Source organism: Streptomyces sp. ISL-10, assembly GCF_018614575.1.
GTDB lineage: Bacteria > Actinomycetota > Actinomycetes > Streptomycetales > Streptomycetaceae > Streptomyces.
This window is the reverse complement of sequence record NZ_JAGGOJ010000013.1, coordinates 183,688-204,829: the sequence shown is the minus strand read 5'-3', so window position 1 is coordinate 204,829 and position 21,142 is coordinate 183,688. Positions and strand designations below refer to the sequence as shown.

Annotated in this window: 17 protein-coding genes, 1 tRNA gene and 2 pseudogenes; 12 read left to right on the top strand and 8 right to left on the bottom strand. The window is 72.9% G+C overall.

Annotated features, from left to right (window positions below):
* The first annotated feature begins 35 nt into the window (after positions 1-35).
* From J7E88_RS17560 to J7E88_RS17550, 3 genes are read left to right on the top strand one after another with little or no spacing between them, the layout of a single operon-like run.
* Positions 36-1,322, top strand: a complete 1,287-nt coding sequence (locus J7E88_RS17560) for a magnesium transporter (RefSeq protein ID WP_215182050.1) — start codon at positions 36-38, stop codon at positions 1,320-1,322.
* A 2-nt stretch (positions 1,323-1,324) separates the two neighbouring features.
* On the top strand, positions 1,325-1,912 hold the full coding sequence (locus J7E88_RS17555) for a hypothetical protein (protein WP_215182048.1): 588 nt from the start codon (positions 1,325-1,327) through the stop codon (positions 1,910-1,912).
* Positions 1,909-2,658, top strand: a complete 750-nt coding sequence (locus J7E88_RS17550; RefSeq protein ID WP_215182046.1) for an ATP-binding cassette domain-containing protein — start codon at positions 1,909-1,911, stop codon at positions 2,656-2,658. The genes J7E88_RS17555 and J7E88_RS17550 overlap by 4 nt, the downstream gene beginning before the upstream one ends.
* A gap of 225 nt (positions 2,659-2,883) precedes the next feature.
* Here J7E88_RS17550 and J7E88_RS17545 read toward each other — a convergent pair.
* The 4 genes and pseudogenes from J7E88_RS17545 to J7E88_RS17530 form a co-directional block, all read right to left on the bottom strand.
* A pseudogene (locus J7E88_RS17545) lies at positions 2,884-3,448 on the bottom strand (UTRA domain-containing protein); the annotation flags it as partial.
* 168 nt (positions 3,449-3,616) lie between these two features.
* A complete protein-coding gene (locus tag J7E88_RS17540; protein WP_215182044.1) occupies positions 3,617-5,104 on the bottom strand; it encodes a cellulose binding domain-containing protein in 1,488 nt (495 codons plus the stop codon).
* A 168-nt stretch (positions 5,105-5,272) separates the two neighbouring features.
* Complete coding sequence (locus J7E88_RS17535) at positions 5,273-6,667, bottom strand: HAMP domain-containing sensor histidine kinase (protein ID WP_215182042.1); 1,395 nt, start codon at positions 6,665-6,667, stop codon at positions 5,273-5,275.
* Positions 6,664-7,365, bottom strand: a complete 702-nt coding sequence (locus J7E88_RS17530) for a response regulator transcription factor (RefSeq protein ID WP_215182041.1) — start codon at positions 7,363-7,365, stop codon at positions 6,664-6,666. Before J7E88_RS17530 ends, J7E88_RS17535 begins: the two co-directional genes overlap by 4 nt.
* Positions 7,366-7,455: 90 nt before the next feature.
* Between J7E88_RS17530 and J7E88_RS17525 the strand changes: the two genes are divergently transcribed.
* The gene (locus J7E88_RS17525; RefSeq protein WP_215182039.1) at positions 7,456-7,980 is read left to right on the top strand and encodes a hypothetical protein; all 525 of its coding nucleotides are present in this window, start codon (positions 7,456-7,458) and stop codon (positions 7,978-7,980) included.
* Here the strand turns inward: J7E88_RS17525 and J7E88_RS17520 are convergent.
* Together J7E88_RS17520 and J7E88_RS17515 are read right to left on the bottom strand one after the other, a co-directional pair.
* Positions 7,977-8,840, bottom strand: coding sequence for a fused MFS/spermidine synthase (locus J7E88_RS17520; RefSeq protein WP_308307524.1), 864 nt, complete (start codon positions 8,838-8,840; stop codon positions 7,977-7,979). The genes J7E88_RS17525 and J7E88_RS17520 overlap by 4 nt on opposite strands.
* Positions 8,841-9,658: 818 nt before the next feature.
* Entirely contained in the window at positions 9,659-10,135 is a 477-nt protein-coding gene (locus J7E88_RS17515) for a hypothetical protein (protein WP_374196291.1), read from the bottom strand.
* Positions 10,136-10,327: 192 nt separating this feature from the next.
* On the opposite strand from J7E88_RS17515, the gene J7E88_RS17510 reads away from it, so the two are divergent.
* Complete coding sequence (locus J7E88_RS17510) at positions 10,328-11,737, top strand: tetratricopeptide repeat protein (RefSeq protein ID WP_215182035.1); 1,410 nt, start codon at positions 10,328-10,330, stop codon at positions 11,735-11,737.
* Positions 11,738-12,060: 323 nt separating this feature from the next.
* Here J7E88_RS17510 and J7E88_RS17505 read toward each other — a convergent pair whose 3' ends face one another.
* Complete coding sequence (locus J7E88_RS17505; protein ID WP_215182033.1) at positions 12,061-12,657, bottom strand: histidine phosphatase family protein; 597 nt, start codon at positions 12,655-12,657, stop codon at positions 12,061-12,063.
* A 135-nt stretch (positions 12,658-12,792) separates the two neighbouring features.
* Here J7E88_RS17505 and J7E88_RS17500 point away from each other — a divergent pair, with 135 nt between their 5' ends.
* The 7 genes and pseudogenes from J7E88_RS17500 (at position 12,793) to J7E88_RS17470 (ending at position 19,653) form a co-directional block, all read left to right on the top strand.
* The gene (locus tag J7E88_RS17500) at positions 12,793-13,671 is read left to right on the top strand and encodes a phosphatase PAP2 family protein (protein ID WP_215182031.1); all 879 of its coding nucleotides are present in this window, start codon (positions 12,793-12,795) and stop codon (positions 13,669-13,671) included.
* Positions 13,601-14,743 (top strand): annotated as a pseudogene (locus tag J7E88_RS17495) (hypothetical protein); the annotation flags it as partial. The gene J7E88_RS17500 and the pseudogene J7E88_RS17495, both read left to right, overlap by 71 nt.
* A 356-nt stretch (positions 14,744-15,099) precedes the next feature.
* Positions 15,100-16,713, top strand: coding sequence for a hypothetical protein (locus J7E88_RS17490; RefSeq protein WP_215182029.1), 1,614 nt, complete (start codon positions 15,100-15,102; stop codon positions 16,711-16,713).
* A complete protein-coding gene (locus J7E88_RS17485; protein ID WP_215182027.1) occupies positions 16,710-18,038 on the top strand; it encodes an AAA domain-containing protein in 1,329 nt (442 codons plus the stop codon). The genes J7E88_RS17490 and J7E88_RS17485 overlap by 4 nt, the downstream gene beginning before the upstream one ends.
* A 73-nt stretch (positions 18,039-18,111) precedes the next feature.
* Positions 18,112-18,450, top strand: coding sequence for a hypothetical protein (locus J7E88_RS17480; protein ID WP_215182025.1), 339 nt, complete (start codon positions 18,112-18,114; stop codon positions 18,448-18,450).
* Positions 18,451-18,932: 482 nt separating this feature from the next.
* The gene (locus J7E88_RS17475) at positions 18,933-19,589 is read left to right on the top strand and encodes a bifunctional DNA primase/polymerase (RefSeq protein WP_215182023.1); all 657 of its coding nucleotides are present in this window, start codon (positions 18,933-18,935) and stop codon (positions 19,587-19,589) included.
* Positions 19,580-19,653: transfer RNA gene (locus J7E88_RS17470), tRNA-Lys, on the top strand. The genes J7E88_RS17475 and J7E88_RS17470 overlap by 10 nt, the downstream gene beginning before the upstream one ends.
* 116 nt (positions 19,654-19,769) lie before the next feature.
* Here J7E88_RS17470 and J7E88_RS17465 read toward each other — a convergent pair.
* Positions 19,770-21,026, bottom strand: coding sequence for a M6 family metalloprotease domain-containing protein (locus J7E88_RS17465; protein ID WP_374196290.1), 1,257 nt, complete (start codon positions 21,024-21,026; stop codon positions 19,770-19,772).
* Positions 21,027-21,142: the final 116 nt, after the last annotated feature.

The following is a 21,142-nucleotide window of genomic DNA, read 5'->3' as shown; positions in this document are numbered from 1 at the left end:
GTGCGGCGGCCCGGCTTTGTTTCCTGCGAGGCTCCATGCGCTTCTCCTCCGCTCTTCGCACGCATCCAGCCGTGCTCGCCTTCCCCGTGATCGGCCTTTTCTTCACCTACGTTTTCCTCACGAGCACCCGGAACATCGAGCCGCTCATCGCCGTGCCGTGGCCCGCGCAGGCCGCGTCGTATGCCGTGCATGCCCCGGTCCCGATGGCCGCCGCGGCTGTGGCCGGCCTGGCCGCGGTGGAGGCGACGCGGCTTCGCGCCCTGGGTACCTGGGAGTTGGGTGCCGCACGCGCCACTTGGCGTATCGCCGTGCAGCCCGTCCTCATCACCGTACTGTCCCTGTCGGTCCTGACCGCCGGGGTCACGGCGGGTGGGCTGTGGGTGGTCGGAGTCCCGCCCGACCTGTATGTGCTGCATCTGATGGGGATCGTCGTTGTCCTGCTCACCGCGCACGCGGTCATCGGGTTTGTCATCGGGCGCCGACTCCATGCGCTGTACGCCGCGCCGCTCGTATCCGTGGCGGTCTTCATCGGGATCAGCTTCCCGCTGGGGACGGACAGCTACTGGGCGCACCATGTCACCGGGTCCATCTCCTGGGTGGGGTTCGGTGAGGCGTACTCGCTGTCCATGACGGCAGCCGCGGTTCTGCCGACGGTGTGTCTGGCACTTGCCTGCGTCGTCCTCGCGGGGCCCCGGCGTATCGGCGTCGCCTCTGTCGCCGCGTCGCTGGTGATCGCGGTCAGCGGCCTGCTGGGCGCGTACGGCATTGCCAAGGACTGGCGTTCGATCGCTCCAGCCGCCAAGGGCTTGGCCCCGGTCACCTGCGAGGGGGGCACGCCTGAGGTCTGTCTGCCGTCGGCCGCCTCCGGACACATCGGGGAGATTCAGGCCGGACTCGCCGATATGACAGCCCGGTTGCAGGCCAGAGGCATCATCGCCGAAAAGCCCACCCGCATCACTGACATCACCGTGGCCGATATTCAGCAGCTCGACACCACGGGGGAACACTGGACACTCGGCGGCCTCGTGCCCGGAAACGCGGACAAGGTTCTCCGGGAGAACATCGCCATTGCCGTCGTCGGAATTCCCTGTGAGCGGCCGGACTGGAACACTCTGCACTTCAACACCCTCTGGGCCGCACGGACGACAGGTGTGGAGAGTGATTACCTCGCCTGGCTGTCCCGTGAGACCCAGGAATTCAGCCAAGGACAGAGCAGGGAACAGCTCCTCGCCGAAATGGCCGGAGTGAGCAAGCTTTCGCCGCAGGAGCAGAAGACCTGGTACGCCGAGCGGCTTCGGCATGCCTGCCGGGCAGGCCGCTGAACATGATCTGGTGGCTGCGCCAGCGGGGTGCCATGGGCCTGATGCCCGGTGCTCTGTTGGCTTTCGTCCTGGGCGTCGGGCTCACTCTCGACGTGGTCCTCGTTTTCCCGGCGTTCCTGGGGAATTACGCGATTCCGACGGAGCTCAGCAACTTCCTCAGCCTCATTCCCTGCGTAGCCCTGGTCGTCTGCCTCGAAAGGCGGCTGCCCTCCGTGGAACGGTCCGCCGTCCGTCGACTCGACGCGCGGGACATCGCGCTGGTGTCCGGCTTCGCGCTCCTGGCGGCGATGGTGGCCGTGGCGATGTCGCCGCTCGGCCAGGAAGTGATGTGGACAGCGGCGCGCAACAACCTGCTCTTCTGCGGACTCGCCTTGGGCGCCTGGCCGCTGCTCGGACATCGCGCGACCCTGCTCCCTGTCTTCTGGATGATTCACTCCATGTTCCTCGGGGGCCGGAGTCGCAATGACCCCTACCCATGGGTGATCGTCACGGAGGAAGCCCGTGTCACTCATGCCGCCGTAGGCGCCGCCGTCGTCTTTCTGGCCGGGATTACCTCCCTCATCTGCTTCGCACCAAGGACCGACCGATGACTGTGCTGCTCGACCGTGTCACCTTCAGCTATCACCGCTGGGTTCGCCCTGTCCTCTCCCAGCTCACCTACGAGGTACCCGGCCAGGGCCTGACGATCCTGCTCGGCCCCAACGGGGCGGGCAAGTCCACCACGATGGCCCTTCTCGCCGGCACGGTCGAGCCGAAGGCGGGCAAAGTCCTGTTCAGCGGCTCGGACCTCACCTCCGCCAGCCGTGAATACCGCCGCCACGTGGCTTGGCTGCCTCAGCGGGTGCCAAGCTCACGGCAGTTGACCGCCCGCGAGTACGTGGCATACGTGGCCTGGCTGAAGGGGGAGAGCCGCTCCCGTGCGTGGGAGCGCGCCGGGGCGGCCCTCGACCAGGTCGGCCTCGCCGAGCAGGTCGGGCGCAAGACGGCCAGGCTCTCCGGGGGACAACTCCGCCGTGTCGGCATCGCCTGCGCCCTCGCCCACGATGCGCGGGTCATCCTGCTGGACGAGCCGACGGCCGGGCTCGACCCTCACCAGCGCACGGTCTTCCGCGACGTGCTGCGTGAGGTCGCGGCGAAGACCCCGGTGCTCATGTCGACACATGACATCGCCGACCTCGCCGACGAAGCCGACACCGTCACTCTCATGGACGGCGGCCGGGTTCTCCACCACGGCGGGACCCAGAGTTTCCTCGACCACGCCCACCCTGACGCCATACCGGCTCGCCGGGCCGAGTCGGCGTACTCCGTCCTCATGCGACTGGACGGCTCGCGGTGACGCCGGCCCTCCATTCGCCTCCCCCCAGGCGATGGAGTGGTCGGCAGCGCCCCAGCCTCATGGCGGGGACGCTGCTGCTCCCCGGCCGTTACGGACGCTGGATCTCCTGGTCACCCGTGGCCACGGCTGCGTGATCTCCGTTTGCGGTGTCCCCACGGGAACAGGGCCCTTCTCGCACGCGCATTTCTCTGCACGCTGCGTCATCGAAGAGGCGGCTCCGGGCTGCTCGATGCCGATCTCGTAAGCGATCTCCCACCGCACGTCCGCGACCGTGATGTCCGCCGTCTCCACCGGCCGGCCGTCACGGTCGTAGTACGTCCGCTCGATCTCGGTGATCAGGTCGCCCACGCTGATGCCGAGGAGCTTGGCCTGCTCCTGGGTCGCGCGGGCAGGACGCCGCACCTCGACCGCGGTCTCGATCAGGACACCGATCGAGCGCATCCGCTCGACGACACCGGCGCCCGCGTACGGCCCCATCTCGGGCAGCACGATCGGGGTGCCGTCCGTGATGGCCATCGGCTCCCAGGACTCGGAGAGTTGAACGGGCTGCCCGTCGGCCAGGAACTCGTACCGGGTCACGGCACACAGGTTCGCACGGTCCGATCGCCAGACGCTCGGCGATGCGCTCGGGCGCAGGGATGCGGGCCTCGGATCAGCACTCCCACGTACCGGCCCGACACTGCTCCTTCATGTCCGCTCGGAACGGGCTGCCGCGGCGCTCACGGCGCCGGGAGCGGACCATGCGCAGGCGCTCCCGCGGCCGACGGACGTAAGTGCCGGATACAGCTCGTCGTCGGCGAGGACGGCAGCGCCACCGGCCCGTTCCACGGCGGCGCGTCGTACATGCCGATGCGGTCGCACCGGGCGTCGGCTGCGGCCGCGCGGCCCGGCCGGATGGAGGGTGAGCCGGCCGGGCCGCGCCGCAGGGGCGAAGACGTCGAAGAGCGCTGCCTGCGGGCTACTTGTACGCGGCGAACGCCTTCGTGAACGCCAGCGGCTCCTGGAGGATCGAGCTGCATGTCGCGTCCGCCGCCGGCTTCTCCCCGCCGGCGCACTGCTTGTCACGGGTCGAGGACCACATGGACAGCCACCCCAGGTTCTTCGACTCGGCGAACCGCACCAGCTGTCCGGCGTCCTCCACCGTGAAGATCTCGGTGACCACGTCGTTGACACCGATCATCGGCGTGACCGCGACGGTCCGCCACGCGTCGGCGTCCGACAGCCCGAGGACGCTCTTGATCTGCGCCTGCGTGGCGGTGGCGGCCTGGATCGCGTACTGGCCCATGTCGCCGCTGTACGCCGGCCCGTAGTCCATCGCCATGATGTTGACCGCGTCGATGCGCACACCGTTCTTCTCGGCGTCGGCGATCAGGTCCACACCGGGCTGGGTCAGGCCTTCGGGCATCACCGGCAGGGTGAAGGAGACGTCCAGGTCCGGGTGGGTCTTCTGGAGCTTCGCGATGGCCTGGGAACGGCGGGAGTTGGCCGCGGTGTCCGGCAGCGCGGCGCCCTCCACGTCGAAGTCGACCTTGGTCAGCTTGTAGGCGTCGACGACCTTGCCGTACGCCCCCGCCAGCTCGTCCGCCGACGAGCAGTTCAGCGCAAGTTCGCGGCCGGCCGCACCGCCGAAGGAGACGCGGACGTCACCACCCTTGGCACGGAGGTCCCCGATCTGCGCCGCGACCTTGTCGTCTCCGAGGCCGGTGACCCCGCCCCACAGCGGGGTGCAGCCGCCGCCGGCGGTGATGAAGGCGAGATGGAACTCCTTGACGCCGGTCTTCGCGGCGGTGTCCAGCATGTCGTACGCCGGGTACAGCGAGGTGTCGATGTACGGGGCGTACCGCGCGGGCGTACCCGGCTTGGGGATCGCGGTCTGCGTGGGCGTCGGGGTGGGTGTCGGGACCGAGGTGGGAGTGCTCGGCGCCGGTGTGGGGGCGGAAGTGGTGGGGGTGGGAGTGGGGGGCGTGGGCTGCTCGGTGGGCCGGCCGCTGGGCTGCGGGGTGGGGCCCCCGTCGGCCGAGCACGTGGCCTCGTCGATGAGGCAGGACGTCGGATCGGCCGCCTTGCCGGTCGCGGAGGCGACGAAGCCGACCGTGACAGAGGTTCCGGGCGCGAGCTCCTTGTTCCAGCTCGCGGGCTTCACGGTGATGTGCCGTCCGTCGACCGTGTACTCGCCGTTCCACAGCGAGCCGACCGTGGTGCCCGCGGGCAGATCGAACTCCAGCGTCCAGCCCGAGCGGGCGCTGCCGGTCTCGTTGGTGATGACGTACTGACCGGTGTAACCGCCCTCCCAGGAGCTGGTCCTGGTGTACGCGGCGCCGACCGCCGCGGCCTGCGCGGTGCCCGTAAGAGCGACCGCCGCGCCGCCGATCACGGCCGCGACGACGACCGCGCCGACCGCCTTGGTCCTGACGCTCGCCCTGCGCCGGTGCGTCCTGCTGCCCATCGCGTCCTGCCTCTGTGCCTCGGAAGTGGGGGTGATGCGGCAGCACGCTAGCGACCGCGAAACGGACAAACATCCGATCGTGGGCGGGCGTCGGGTTCCTTAGGATGCGCTTAAGGAAGGCATCGGGACGGATTAATGATGGACGGCGGGCCTTGGCGCGGTGGTCTCTCAGACCGCCGCCCTGCGGCGGCGCTGCACGCCTGAGCGATGACCGCGACGGCGCTCCCCGCGCACCGCCTCGCGGGGGTCGAGCCCGATCCAGATGCGTACCTCCGTGCCGCCGAGGACCGAGCGGCCGATGCGTACGTCCCCGCCCGTCGACTCCGCGACCCGGCGCACGATGTCCAGGCCGAGACCGGTCGAGCCCTCCCTGGCCCCGCTGTTGCCGCGGGCGAGCGCGGCGGCCGGGTCGGCGATGCCGGGACCCGCGTCCGAGACGAGCACGATGACGGCGTCGTCGCTGTTGTGCACATCGACGGAGAACGCGGTCCCTTCCGGGGTGTGCCGGAAGACGTTGCCGAGCAGCGCGTCGAGGGCCGCGGCCAGTTCGGGACGGGCGACGGGGATGCGTACGGGCCGGTCCACACCGGCGAGCCGTACCTTGCGGTCCTCGTCCTCGGCGAGCGCCGACCAGAACCCCATCCGCTCGCGCACCACTTCGGAGGCGTCGCAGCCGGCGCCTGGGCCGCTCGCCGCGGTCTGCGGCTTCGCCTCGCGCGCCGTGCGGATGATGGTGTCCACCTCGCGTTCGAGCTGGGCGACGGCCGCCCTGGTCTGTTCGGCGGCGGCGCTGTCGCCGAGCGAGGCCGCGTTGAGACGCAGCACGGTGAGCGGGGTGCGCAGCCGGTGCGAGAGGTCGGCGGCGAGCTCACGCTCGTTGGCGAGAAGTTGGACGACCTGGTCGGCCATGGAGTTGAACGCGACGGCGGCGGAGCGAAGTTCGGGCGGACCCTCCTCGGGGACGCGGGCGCCGAGCCTGCCCTCCCCCAGTTCCTGCGCCGCGCCCGCGAGCCGCTGGGCGGGCTGCACCATGCGGACGCCGAGCCTGTCGGCGACCGCGACCGACCCGACGATGAGCGCGGCGCCGACGCCCGCGAGGACGAGCCAGGCGGTGTCGACGCCGTTGGACACCTCGCCCTCCGGCACGAAGATCTCGACGACGGCGATCTGGCCGGTGCCGATGGCGGTGGGCTGGAGCAGCGCGGAGCCGCCGGGCACCTCGGTGATCGAGGCACGGCCGATGCGCTGCACGGTGTCGAGGTCCTTGGCGGCGGCGCGCCGGGTGCCGATCTCCAGCGGCACGCTGCCGAGCTCGCCGGAGGCGGGGATGTGCACGGCCATCCGGCCGGCCGCGCCCGCCGGGGTGGACTCCACGGCCCGCTCCAGCGGCCTGCGTTCCGTGGTGACGGTGAGCGTGGGGCCGATGGTGGCGGCCTGCCGCTCGGCGTTGGAGAACGCGCGGTCGCGGGCCATCTCCTTGATGACCATGCCCAGGGGCAGCGCGAAGGCGAGCACGACCATCACCGTGACGGCGAGGGAGACCTTGACGAGAGCCCATCTCATGGCCGGGCGGCCTTCGGCGGTTCGAGCTTCACTCCCACTCCCCGCAGCGTGTGCAGATAACGAGGCCGGGCGGCCGTCTCGCCGAGCTTGCGGCGCAGCCAGCTCAGGTGGACGTCGATGGTCTGGTCGTCGCCGTAACTCTGCTGCCACACCTCGGCCAGCAGCTCCTTGCGGGGGACGACGACGCCGGGCCGGCCGGCGAGGAAGGCCAGCAGGTCGAACTCGCGGCGGGTCAGATCGAGCGGGGCCCCGTCCAACTCCGCCTGGCGGCGCAGCGGGTCGATGGACAGCCCGCCGACCTGGAGGACGCGGCTCGGCGGGGCGTCACCGGCGCCGGAACGCGCCCGGCGGAGCACGGCGGCCATCCGCGCGGACAGATGCTCCACCGAGAACGGCTTGGTGAGGTAGTCGTCGGCGCCGTCGTTGAGCAGCCGCACGACCTCGGCCTCGTCGTCCCGGGCGGTCGCGATGATCACTGGTACGTCGGTGATGCCGCGCAGCATCTTCAGCGCCTCGGCGCCGTCCAGATCGGGCAGGCCGAGATCCAGAATGACCACGTCGAAGCGGAAATGGGCGACCTCGCGCAGTGCCTCCAGGGCCGTACCGACGCTCCGTACCGTGTGGGACGCATCGGTCAGGTGCCTGATGAGGGCGGAGCGCACGAACTGGTCGTCCTCGACCACGAGCACACTTGCCATGGGCGGCACCGTACGCCATCCGAAGGACCCTGGTCCTGTGGATGACTTGGGGACGGGGAGGCGGGACAGCCGGGGACCGCGTGGTGCACTATGGCCCGGATGAGCAGAGGACTGGTGCACGCCCTGGCGTGGTCGCTGTCCACCGGAGCAGCGGTGACGCTGTCCTGGTGGGGCGTCCACACGGTCATGGCCGGAACCGCATACGACCGTCCCCGCGCGCTGCCGATCACGGCGCAGACCTCGGCCCCTCAGACGCCGCAGACACCGCAGGCGTCGTCGACGCGGCGTCCGGCGAGCCCGTCCCCGACGCCGTCCCCGAAGACGCCGCCGGCCACTCCCCCGCCGTCCCGCCCCTCCCCGGCCACACCTGCAACGTCCCCTTCCCCCTCGGCGGGGAACGTGAAGGGCTACACGGTCAAGGGCGGGCGGGTCGTCTTCGACATCGGCGAGAGCTCGGCCGAGCTGGTCTCGGCGACACCGGCGTCGGGCTGGCAGATGCAGGTGTGGAAGCAGCCGACGTGGATCCGGGTGACGTTCACGCAGGACGGGCACGAGGTGTCGGTGTTCTGCACCTGGAACGGCCATCCGCCGATGGTGCAGTTCGACGAGCGTTAGTCCGTGAACACGTCGGGCGGCGGCGCGGGCGAGTCCTTGGCCCGGGCGTCCGTGACCGGCGCGGCGCCTCCCGTGAAGTCGGCAAGCGCGCGGCCGTGTTCGACGCGCCCCGCGAAGGGGTCGCCGGCGACGCGGCGGGTGAGCTCGGCCACGGGCAGTTGGGAGTCCGAGGCGAGCAGTACGGCGTTGCCGAAGCGGCGGCCGCGCAGCACGGTCGGGTCGGCGGCGACCGCGAGCTCGGGGAAGACGGCGGAGGCGGTCGCGATCTGGGCGCGCAGATGGGCGAGCGGGGGACCGTCGGCGAGGTTGGCCGCGTAGTACGCCCCCGGGCGCAGCGCCCTCTTCACCTCGGTGAGGAACTCCGTAGTGGTCAGATGGGCGGGTGTGCGGGCCCCGCTGAACACGTCGGCTATGACCAGGTCCGCCCAGCCGTCCGGCACCTTCGCCAGACCGGCACGGGCGTCGACGGCCCTGACGCGGATGCGGGCGCCGGGGTCCAACGGGAGCCGGGTGCGGACCAGTTGCACGAGGGCGGCGTCGACCTCGACGATCTGCTGCGTGGAACGGGGCCGGGTGGCGGCGACGTACCGGGCGAGCGTGAAGGCACCGCCGCCGAGGTGCACGACCTGGAGGGGCCGGCCGGGCGGTGCGGCCAGGTCGACGACGTGGCCGAGCCTGCGCTGGTACTCGAACGAGAGGTACCCGGGGTCGTCGAGGTCCACGTGCGACTGGGGGGCGCCGTCGATGAGGAGGGTCCACCCGCGGGGCCGCTCCCGGTCGCCGACGAGCTCGGCGACACCCCCGTCGACGTACTCGACAAGGCTCCCGCCCACCCGCTCCCGCTGCCTGCGCCTACCCACGCCCCCATTATCGCCGCAGGTGGCCGCGGGGGCGGCCGGGGGTGTGGGGGCGGTCCCGGTGCGCATGCGTGGCACTCATCGTGCGAGTGGGTCCGGACGCTCACGGTGCGGGCGCCCGGACGGGGTGATCGAGGTGCCCGGCGGCGAAGTGTGCCCCGCCCCACCCCTGCCCGGACCGCGCGAAGCCGGTGCCCAGGGGGCATGCCCTTCGCGCCGCGCAGCGGGCGCGCCGGGGCGAGCGTCCAGTCCGCCGGCCGATCGCCACGCAGCGGACGCAGGAGGGGGCACGACCGTGCTCCACACCGGGGCTCGCCCCTCGCGGGCGGGCCGGGGGCGGCCCTCGGTCCCCAAGCCCTCGACCCACAGCCGCAGACGGAGATCGAGTCCCCGGCCGCCCGGCGCTGCCCCTCGCGCCGCGAAGCGGGCATGGCAGAGGGCCGGGGCGGAGCCCCCGGCCCCGCAAATCACGCCAGGAAGCCGACGCAGCCGGGTACAGCCCGGAGACCTTGCCGCGCAGCAGGTGTGCACTGGGGCGAGCGTCCAGTCCGCCGGCCGATCGCCGCGCAACGGACGCAGTCGGGGGCACGACCGTGCTCCACACCGGGGCTCGACCCTCGCGGGCGGGCCGGGGGCGGCCCTCGGTCCCCAAGCCCTCGACCCACAGCCGCAGACGGAGATCGAGTCCCCGGCCGCCCGGCGCTGCCCCTCGCGCCGCGAAGCGGGCACGGCAGAGGGCCGGGGCGGAGCCCCCCAAGGTCTCGTCAGAGTTTCGGGAAGGGGCGGGGTGGGGAAAATCACCCCTCGCAACGACCCCCACCTCACCGGCAGTTGTCCGCCGCCTCGATCAGCCGCGCCGCCTCCCCCAGCGCCTCCCTCAGCACCGCCGGGTCCGTCACCGGCTCCGTACCGTCCGGTGGCAGCAGCCAGCCCGAGCCACGTACCGGCGGCTCCGGCGGGAGGCCGGGGATCCGCAGCCCCCTCCCCGACGTCTGCGTACACGCGCTCCCCGGCACGTCCCATCCGTCCGCCGTACCCGGCGGCACCAGGAAGCCCAGCGTGTCGCACGCCCCGTCGTGCAGCACCGGCCCCACGGCCGGGGCGGCGGCAGCCCGGCGGAGGATGTCGACGGCCTCCAGACCCTGACGCGCGGGAACCGTCACCAGGTCGCACGGCACGGCAGGCGGCAGGCTGCTGTCCGGGGTGGGCTCATGGCCCACCGTGGTCGAGGGCGTCGCACCGGTCTCCATGCCGACCTCCAACAAGGGGATCCCCTCCTCGCTCGAGTGGAGACACATGACCCGTCTCCGTAGGGTTCAACGCCCGTCGGCGTCAAGGGCTACGGCGGCACGCCGCCGCAAAGGATGGCAGTTCATGGCAGATCGCCGGCGAGATGCCCCTTTTGCAGGCAAACCGGGTGTGTGTGCCCTGTCACAGCAGGTACGTTCTTGCTCCGCCGGAACACGGCTGCACCAAGAGAGGGCTCGGCCATGGCGTCATCGTCACAGGCATCGAGGGCGCGCCCCGCGCACCCCAACCTGGCCTTCCGCCGACTGCGCGGATCGCGCTCCCCGGGCGAGTTCGCGACAGCGGTCCGCAGGGCCGCCCGCGAGATCGGCGAGCACGTCTCGTGCGACGCCCGCTACATCGGCCGGGTCGAGGCGGGCGAGATCCGCTGCCCCAACTACGCCTACGAGCGGGTGTTCCTGCACATGTTCCCCGGTCTCACACTGACCGATCTGGGCTTCACCGCCCGGGAGAACGTGCGCGGGCGCGGCCGTCTCACGGCCGCCGGGGCACCGGGTGCCGGACGGCCGGCACCCCCGTTCCAGCCGTGCTGCCCCTTCGACGGCGGCCGGTCCAGCAGTGACAGCGACATCGACGAGGAGAGCGACGTGCTGCGTCGCGCATTCATGACAAGCGGCTCCGCCACAGTGGCGGTCGCGTCCCTGGGACTCGGGTTCACATCCGGTTCCATGCCTGCCCAGCGCCGGGTCGGCGAGGCCGAGGTCGCTGCGGTGGAGGAGGCGGTACGCCGCATCCGCCTCCTCGACGACCGGCACGGCGCCGACGGCCTCTACCGGCAGGCCGCCCAGCCGTTGCGTGCCGCCTACGCGCTGCTCGACGCGGGGACCTGGTCCCGCAGGTCGACGGCGGACCGGCTGCACGCCGGTGCGGGTGAACTGGCCGTCTCCGTCGGCTGGCTGGCCCATGACTCGGGGCGCTTCGACGACGCGCGCTCGCACTACGCGGAGGCGCTGGCCACCGCGCGCGTGGCGGGCGACCCTGCCCTGGAGGCGCACGCGTTCTGCAACACGTCGTTCCTGGCCAGGGACGCGGGCCGGTACCGGGAGGCGGTGCGTACCGCACAGGCGGGCCGGCGCGCGGCCCGACAGGTGGGCTCGCCACGGCTGTTGTCGCTGCTGGCGCTGCGGGAGGCGGGCGGCTGGGCCGGGCTCGGGGACCGTACGGGGTGCGAGCAGTCGCTCGCCCGCGCGCACACGTACTTCGAGCAGGGGCCGGCGCCGGACGACCCGGAATGGATGTCGTTCTTCGCGGAACCCGAGCTCCAGGCGCTCCAGGCGCAGTGCTGGGCGGCGCTCGGCGACTTCGCGCGCGCCGCCCGCCACGCACGGCGGGCCGCGATGCTGCAGGACCACCGCTTCACCCGCAACCTGGCGCTCTACCGCGCGGAGCTCGCGGCCGACCTGGCGCGCGCGGGCGCCCCGGACGAGGCGGCCGCGGCGGGTGAGCAGGTGCTCCAGCTGCTCGGGGACGTCCGGTCGTCGCGTATCCGGACGATACTGGCGGACACCGCGCGGGTGCTGGTGCCGCACCGCCGGGCCGAGGGCGTCGCGGCCTTCCTGGACCACCACGCGGCGGCCTCGCACCCCGCCTGATCCGCCCTCGCCGGGCGGCGCGTCCGCCGCGACCCGATCACCCTCGCTGGGCGGCGCGTCCGCCGGGACCCGATCACCCTCGCTGGGCGGCGCGTCCGCCGGGACCCGATCATCCACGCTGGGCGGCGCGTCCGCCGGGACCCGATCACCCACGCGCGCCGTCACATCCACCGCGACCCGATCTCCCCCGCTGGACACCGCGTCCGCCGGGACCCGATCGCCCACGCTGGACACCGCGTCCGCCTGGCCCCGATCTCCCCCGGCCGGGCGTCACATCCGTCGGCCCCGCCGTCGCCCGCCGAGGAACAGCGGTCGGCCCCGGCTCAGACCTCCATGTGGCCCGTGTCGTTCCAGCGCTCGACCGCCGGGTCCCCGTACGCCCAGGAAAGGACCGACAGGCTCGTCGGGTCGAGCCGGATACGCGCACCGAACGAGATGTCCTGGCCCAGCCAGCGCGCGCCGATCGCACGCAGGATGTGGCCGTGCGCGAAGACGAGCACGTCGCGGTCGGCCGAGAGCGCCCACTCGACGACCTCGTCCGCGCGGGCCGAGACCGCCGCGAGCGTCTCGCCGTCCGGGACGCCGTCACGCCACAGGAGCCAGCCCGGCCGCAGGGCGTGGATCTCCGGCGGGGTCAGGCCTTCGTACGCCCCGTAGTCGAACTCCATCAGCGCGTCCCACGGCTGTGCCCGGTCGCCGAAGCCGGCGAGCGCGCACGTCTCGCTCGCCCGCACGAGCGGGCTGGTGCGGACCTCGGCACCGGGGAGGCCGGACCACGGCGCCCGGTGCAGCCGCTCGCCGAGGAGCTTCGCGCCGCGCCTGCCCTCGTCCAGCAACGGGATGTCCGTCCTGCCGGTGTGCCGGCCGCTCAACGACCATTCGGTCTGGCCGTGCCGAGCGAGCAGGATCCGCGGTGCCATGGGGCCTCTCCCTGATGTTCACGATTGCGTGCCGCTCCATCATCCCGCACCTCATCGGCAGGCAACCTCCGCGGCGATCTCGGCGTCACCTTCCAGGACGGGTGATCCTTCGAACTGAAGACGGAGACTGACCGGATGCCGCTCCCCGCGCAGCACCCTCGGCCCCGCTGGTGGACCGAACTGATGCTGATCGGCTTCGTGTACGCGGCGTACTCGGCCGGGCGGCTCCTCGCTCGCGGTGACGTGGCGACGGCCGTGGACCACGGACTGGCGATCCTGCGCGCGGAGAAGACCCTCTTCCTCAACGCCGAGCATCCGCTGAACCGTCTCTTCACCGAGACCCCTGTGATAGGCATACCCGCCGACTTCGCCTACGCGACCCTGCATTACCTGGTGACCCCGGCGATCCTGGTGTGGCTCTTCCGCCGCCATCCCGCGCGCTACCGCGCCGCCCGCACCTGGCTGATGCTCTCCACACTCCTCGGCCTGATCGGCTTCACGCTGATGCCGACCTGCCCGCCGCGGCTGCTGGACGCCACCCACGGCTTCGTCGACACGATGGCGCAGTACAGCGCGTACGGCTGGTGGGGCGGGGAGGCCAGCGCCCCGCGCGGGCTCGGCGGCATGACCAACCAGTACGCGGCGATGCCCAGCCTCCATGTCGGCTGGGCCCTGTGGTGCGGTGTGATGCTGTGGCAGCACGGCCGTACGCCGCTGATGAAGGCCCTCGGCGTCGCCTACCCGCTGCTGACCACGGTCGTGGTCATGGGCACCGCGAACCACTACTTCCTCGACGCCGTCGCCGGGGCCGCCGTGATGGGCGTCGGCGCGCTGCTCGCGCCCGGCGCGATGCGGCTCACCGACCGGCTGAAGGCTCGCTTCGGCCAGCGGACCGCACCCGTCACGGCCCCCGTTGTCGGTGGCGGATGCGAGACTTCGGCGGGTGAGCGAATCCCCGGACAGCGCACCTCCTCCGCAGGCGCCGACGACAGCACTCAGGCAGCGGCTCGCTGAGCTGCGCGGCCCCGCCACGCAGCCCCATCCGCTCGATGCCCGCGCGCTCGCGGCCCTTGCCGCCAACCCCGGCTGCAAGCGGCGCGCCCTGCTGGACGGAGCGGGCGTGGACAAGACGGCGCTGGCCACGGCGCTCGGCTCCCCGGCGTCGTTCGGGCAGTCGCAGTTCGCCTTCATGCGGGGCAATGCCTTCGAGGCCAAGGTCAAGGCCGACGGCGGCAAGGAGCTGATGCGGCTGCTGGGGCTCGACGACCCGGGTGAGGTCCGTGTCCCCGACCTGGCGGCGGTCGGGCCCGAGGGCCGCGCGGCCCGCACCGCGCTGGCACTGCGCGAGGCGACCGGGGCCGGCGCCTTCACGCTGCTCGACCACCCGATGCTGGCGCTGGACGTCGCGGGCTCGCCCGCGCATCTGGAGCCGGACGCGGTCGTCGTACACCCCGACGGCCGGTGGACGGTCGTGGAGATCAAGTCGTTCCCGATGATCGACGCGTCGGCGGACGCGGCGAAGGTGGGCGCCGCGGCCCGGCAGGCCGCGGTGTACGTCCTGGCCCTGGAGCGGGTGGCGACCCTGACCGACGGCGCGTCGGTGGCGCACCACGTCCTGCTGGTCTGCCCGAAGGACTTCACCAACATGCCGACCGCGTCGGTGGTGGACGTGCGCAAGCAGTTGTCGGTGACCCGCCGCCAACTGGCCCGGCTGACCCGGCTGGAGGAGATCGCTGCCACGGTGCCGGAGGGCGTGAGTTTCGACGTGGAGTCGTGCTCGGCCGAGGAGCTGGCCGACGCGGTCGAGCAGGTGCCGCACGCGTACGCCCCCGAGTGCCTGGCCGCCTGCGAGCTGGCCTTCCACTGCCGCGACCGGGCTCGTCTCGCGGGCGCGGTGGAGGCGTTGGGCCGGTCGGTGCGGGGCGAGCTCGGCGGACTGACGACCATCGGGGACGTCCTCGCCGCCGCGCGCGGCAAGGCGGGCGACCCGGACGACCCGGCGGTCGAAGCCCTGCGCCGAGCGGCGGCACTGCGAGCCGCGGCACTTCACGCGGGAACAGGCTCCGGGGACCTCGCACTGCGGGGCGGGACGGACCGGGCAGACGGGCAGGCACTCCAGCCCGCCGCCCGGGACGGTGCCGCGCAGGCCCCCTCGCCGCCGACAGGGAAGGACGGCGGCGGGCCGCACGCTCCCCGCGCCGGGGCGGACGGTGCGACGACCCAGCAGGACTCCACGCTGCGAACCGGGACCGACCGCGCAGGCACGCAGGACACCACGCCGCAAGCCGGTACGGACCGGGCAGAGGGGCACGACGCACCGCAACAGGCGGACAGCGCCCACGGCCACAACGCCGCACACGCCGACCGCGCCCACGAGCACGACGCACCGCAGCACGCGGACAGCACCCACGGGCACCCGCACGAGGCGCCGGAGGCGGCCGGATGTCGTTGATCTCCACCCTCGCGCGGCTGGAGGCCGTCGAGTCGGGGCGCGCGCAGCCGCTCGCGACGGTGCGCCACCGCCACCTGTCGGACCGGCCCTTGGTGTTCGTGCCGCTGACGACCGCGGGCGAGGCCGGAGCGCCGCTCGGCGCGCTGGTCGGCTCGGCTCCCGACGAGCCGAGACTGCTGGTCGTGGCCCAGCCGCGGGACCGCGATCTGCGCTCGGCGTTCCTCGCGGAGCTTGCGGACGCCGTCCTGCCCCACATCGACGCGTACGGCGACGACGTCGAGCATGTCGAACGCAAGGAGACGGACGCGGAGACCGGCAAGAAGGTCACCGTCGAGGTCGAACTGTGCGCGGACGCCCCCCAGTTGATCGTGCCGAGCCGCGAGGGCATCGAGTACGTACGGCTGCTGGGCCGCTCGATGCGCTTCCGGCGCACCGTCGAGCAGGACCCCGACACTCCCTACCCCGCACCGCCGCGCGTCCCGCTGCTCGGTCGCTGGCTCACGCACTACGGGGAGCGGGCCCGCGTGCCCGGCTCCTCGCTGCTGCTGTCGGCGACCGACCTGTTGAACCGGCACTGGGCGACGGGGCAGTCGTCACTGGAGGACCAGCACCTGGGCGCCCTGCTCGCCTGGATCGACGCCCAGGAAGGCGACTCGGGCGCGGAGGCGGCGCTGCGCGCGGAGCTGGCGCGCGGCCGGGACGGGCAGCTGCTGTGCCCGCCGGCCGGTCCCGCGACCGACCCGGCGTTCGACAACCGGCTGCTGGCACCCGCGATGGAGCGGTTCGACAGGGCGCGTCAGCTGCTGGCGGCCGCGGAGGACGGGGCGAGCGCGGACGAGCGCCTGGGCGAACTGCACGGTGCCGAGCAGGAGATCCGCCGCCTCGTCGCGGGCGTGCTGCGGCCCACCTGGGAGGCGGTGTGGCGGACGGTCGCGCTGATGCGTGAGCTGCCCGAGGGCTCCCGGGTCCCCGACCGCTGGACCAGGGACCGCTGGTCCTTCACCGCGCACCGCGACCGGGTGCGGGCCGGGGAGCCGCCGCAGCCCCGGCGCGACGACGCGGTCACGGCCGCGCAGAAGCTCGCCGCGCGCGAGAGCGCCCAGGCCCAGCTGGACGCCCATGAGGCGCTGGACGATCCACTGGTGCTGGCGGACTTCAGGCTCGCGGGCCAGGCGTTCACCGCCGAGGTGCTCGACGTGGAGATGACCTGGTCCGAGTCCAAGCGCCCGAGCCCGCGCCCGCTGGTCACCGTGCGCACGGAGGACCGCCCGCACCTGGGCGAGAGGGCGAAGGTGTACCGCTCGCTCGAAGGCAAGCCGCAGACGGCCGAGTTCGTGCGGTACGAGGGGGACGGGGTCCTGGTGCTGCGCATCACCGACCGTATGGGCCGATCCAAGGATCCCGCCGAGGGGTCGGTGCCGGGCAAGGGCGACCTGATCGACTGGACCCTGTTCGAGCACGACCAGCGGGGCGGCCCGAAGCTGCCCGACCCCGAGGAGACGCCGTGGACACACGGCGGCCCTCCCTCCGCCTTCGCCGGGGGGACCCCCGGCTCCGACACCGCCGAGAGCCCCGATCTCGTCACCCCGGAGGACCTCCTGTGACGTTCGACCCCTCGGCGGAGGCCGCGCGCGCCACCGCCGGCATCCTGCACGACACCCTCCACGGGGACGCCCGGGGCGTCGTCGTCGACTCGCCGCCCGGCGCGGGCAAGTCGACGCTCGTGGTGCGCGCCGCACGCGAACTGGCCGCGGCGGGACGCCCGTTGATGGTCGTCGCGCAGACCAACGCGCAGGTGGACGACCTCGTGCTCCGTCTCGCCGAGAAGGAGCCGGAGCTGCCCGTCGGCCGTCTGCACTCCAACGACTCCGACCCGTACGACAAGGCGCTCGACGCCCTGGACAACGTGCGCACGTCGGCCAAGGCCGGTGATCTCGCCGGTCTGGACGTCGTTGTCTCGACGGCGGCGAAGTGGGCCCATGTGCAGAACGTGGAGCCGTGGCGGCACGCGATCGTCGACGAGGCGTACCAGATGCGTTCCGACGCGCTGCTCGCCGTCGCCGGGCTGTTCGAGCGGGCGCTGTTCGTGGGGGATCCGGGGCAGCTCGACCCGTTCTCGATCGTCGGCGCGGAGCAGTGGGCGGGGCTCTCGTACGACCCGTCGGCGAGCGCGGTCTCGACGCTGCTGGCCCACAATCCGGATCTGCCGCAGCACCGGCTGCCCGTCTCGTGGCGGCTCCCGGCCTCGGCGGCGCCGCTGGTGTCCGACGCGTTCTACCCGTACACCCCCTTCCGCAGCGGCACGGGGGCGGGCGACCGGCGGCTGACGTTCGGCGTCGCGTCCGACGGCTCGGGCCCCGACCGGGTGCTGGACGAGGCGGCCGAGTCGGGGTGGGGGCTGCTGGAGCTGCCCGCGCGGCGCACGCCGCGTACGGACCCGGAGGCGGTCGGAGCGGTGGCACTGGTGGTGCGGCGGCTGCTGGACCGGGGCGGGGCCACGGTCTCGGAGCGCTCGGCGGAGCCGGCGCCCCTGACCGCCGACCGGATCGCGGTGGGCACGGCCCACCGCGACCAGGCGGCGGCGGTCCGGGCTGCGCTGGCTGACCTGGGGGTCACGGGCGTCACGGTCGATACGGCGAACCGGCTGCAGGGCCGTGAGTACGACGTGACCGTCGTGCTGCACCCGCTGTCGGGCCGGCCGGACGCGACCGCCTTCCACCTGGAGACGGGCCGCCTGTGCGTCCTGGCGTCGCGCCACCGGCACGCGTGCATCGTGGTGTGCCGCGCGGGCGTGGGCGATCTGCTGGACGAGCACCCGTCGACGGAGCGGTTGCAGCTCGGCGTGACGGTGAAGTTCCCGGACGGCTGGGAGGCGAACCACGCGGTCCTCGCCCACCTGGCCGAGCACCGGGTGAGCTGGCGTCCGTGAGGCCCTCTTGCGGCGCGCGGGACAATGGATGACGGTCTGGGAGCCGGACCGGGGTGCGAGGAGGAGAACGGACATGGCAGAACCGGAGCGGACGACCGAGCGCAGGATGCGGCCGGCCCCGCTGCTCTTCGAGCCGTCGGAGGCTGCCGCCGATCCCGAGCACTTCTTCGATCTGGAGTCCATGGAGGACCCTCAGGAGCTGCTGGGCCGTGCGACGGAGCTGACCCTGGCCTTCCGGGCGGCGACGGACCGCGCGGTGGAGTTCCAGGCGATCGCGGCGGCCCAGCTGGCCGACCCGCGCCGCTTCGACCGGCTGACGCCGGGCGACATCGGCGAGCGGGCGGGCTGGACCGAGGACTACGCGAAGAAGATGATCGACTTCGGCCGCGACCTCCTGCGCGGGACTCGCTGACGCTCACGGTCACCGGGCCCTGTGGGAGCGGTCGGTGCCGGGGTGAGGTGCCCACGCACGTCAGCGCAGGGGGCAACCCCAGGCAGGGACGCGCAGGGAGTCGTGTTCGGGGACCGGTCCGGCGGCCAGGAAGCAGTCCCGTATACGGGCCCCGCGGAGCGGCCCGGCGCCACGCGCGGCCGCGGAGCGGCCCGGCGCCACGCGCGCGGCCCCGGCCCGCTGCCACGCGCCGGGGCCGGGCCGGCCCGGCTCAAGAAGCCCGGCCCCGGGAAGCCCGGCCCGAGGGGGCGCGGCACGAGAGGGCATTACCGCACGGGGGGACGGCGGTGCCCCGGGACGTAACCCGGTCCACGGCCCGCTCAAGGGGCCCGCATATGCCCGCCACACGTGGCCAGGCGCAAGATACTCCCCTCCGCCGGCCCCGTCCTCATTTTCGCCAACCCTGGGAAACCGAATCGTTACTGCCGGTAGACCTTGGATACATGAGCGCATGGCTGCGAGACCGAGAGCACACCGCGGACATCTTCGCCCTCCCACGCGAGGAGAGCCGCGATCACGTCGCCGAGGTCACTCCCCCCGGCGCCGAGTGGCTCGCCTCCGCCCAGGCACATTCGAGGTCGGCGTTGTCCCAGTGGGAGGACCGGCCCACCGCCTCCGCCGTACTCCCCTGCGGCACCGTCTTCGACGTGGTCAACGTGCCCACCGTCTTCGGGCGCCGGATGCTCGACCGGCTCTGGAGCGAGGGGCCCGGCTCCGGGCCCGTCGCCATGCACCGCGGGCGCATGATGCTCTTCGCCGCCCGGGGCGCCGCCCAGCGCCTGCCGTCGCTGCTCGAGTGGGAGGTGGGGGTCCCCCCAGGAGGAGGTCCTGGGGGGAGGGGCGAGGCCGTCCCGCCGCTCATCTGCCACGGCACCGGCGACGCCGTGACCGTCCCGCCCCTGACCCCCTCGAACACTCCCTCGGCGCCCCGCTGGCTTGTGGCCCCCGACACACGTCATCCCTGGCTGCCGGGGCCCGAGGTGCTGCTGTGGGCCTGCGTGCGGGCCGCCCGCGACCGGGCTCGTCCGGGTGTCCGCATATCGATTTTTCCTCCCCCGGATCAGGATGCTAAGGTCTACGACGTCAGCAGGCGCCGCTAGCTCAGTTGGTTAGAGCAGCTGACTCTTAATCAGCGGGTCCGGGGTTCGAGTCCCTGGCGGCGCACAGACGGAAAAAGCCCCTCGCGACAGCGAGGGGCTTTTTCGTGCCCACCACGTGCCCACCACGTGCCCACCACGTGATCGTCAGATACCCGCGACGTGCCCGCCCGAGATGGGCTGTCACGCCGTCGTGATCTTGACCGTCCACGCCCCCGTTGCCGTACGGTCCGCCACCTCCACCCGTGTCCGCCCACCTGGCGGGCCGGGCACCGTGAACGTCTCCCCCACCTGCAGCGGCGCGTCCGCGAGCGGCGGATAGACCGACTCGTCCGCGCACGCCTCTGTCTCCGGATGCGTGTCCACCACCTCGATCGGCCCGTCCCCCGAGGCAGCCTCCCCCTGGACGCGGTAGAGCAGCACACCCTCGGTGCAGGTGGACGCGTCGTTGCCGGTGGCACCGCGCGCCTCGATCGCGAGCACACTGTTGGGCCCGGTGCGCACCACCGCCAGCCGCGTACCGACGCTGCCGCCGCGGACGGGCGCGGCGGCGAGCGGTTCCAGGGTGATGAGCTCCCCGCTGCCCGGCGGGCCGGCCGAGACGGTCGGCCGGCCGCCGCCGTTCACGCACCGGACCTCCGCGGGGCCGAGCCAGCCGAGCTTCCACTTGTGCCAGCCGAACAGATCGGGCGCGAGGCCGAACTGGCTGCCCATGACGTCCCAGTCGCCGACGTGGGTGTCCCAGTCGCCGTTGCCGTCCTCGGGCCGGTGGTAAAGGTCCGGGAGGTCGAAGACATGGCCGGTCTCGTGGGCCAGGACGTTGCGGTCCGGGGGATGGCGTTCGAAAACGGTGACGACACGGCGGATCTCCGCGCCGTCGGCGGTCAGCGGGCGGTCGAAGTTGACGACCTTGGTGGCGTCGGAGTCGACTCCGGGGGCGTCCGGGTCCGCGACCAGATAGACCACGTCGTAGCGCGAGAAGTCGACGTCGTCGTCGGCCGCGTCGATCGCGTCCCGGAGGTAGACCAGGCGCCGTTCGGGGTCCCAGTCACGCCTTATGTCGTAGGTGACGGAGGCCCGGGGCATCCGCACCCACTCCGTCTGCGGGTGGGCGCGCAGCACGAACGCGCCGTAGGAGGCGCGCCGGAAGAAGTCACTGGTGGCGGGGAAGTGGTCGGCGGCGAGCTCCCGCGGGCTGTTCATCGGGACGGAGTCCGGGAACGACAGGAAGACCATCACGGCGTCGAGCCGGTTCCCGGGCCTGGGGTAGGCGGAGTTCCAGGAGTCCAGGCCGAGCGAGTGGTGGGCCGCGGTCCGCGGCAGGGCGCACGGTCCGCCGGGAGGGTCGGCCACGGCCGGCCCCGCCACGAGGGACGTCGCCGCGAACGCCATGAGGGAGGTGAACGCGGCGGCGGCGCTGCGCGGGCGCACGCGTTCCACTCTCCCGGGTGTTCCCTCGGGCGACTGCTGACCCTCCACGTGGACCTCCGGCTCGGGAATGCTGGATGCCCCACCCACCCTGTGATGCTTTGCGGAGGTTTGCCCTGTTCCGGTGC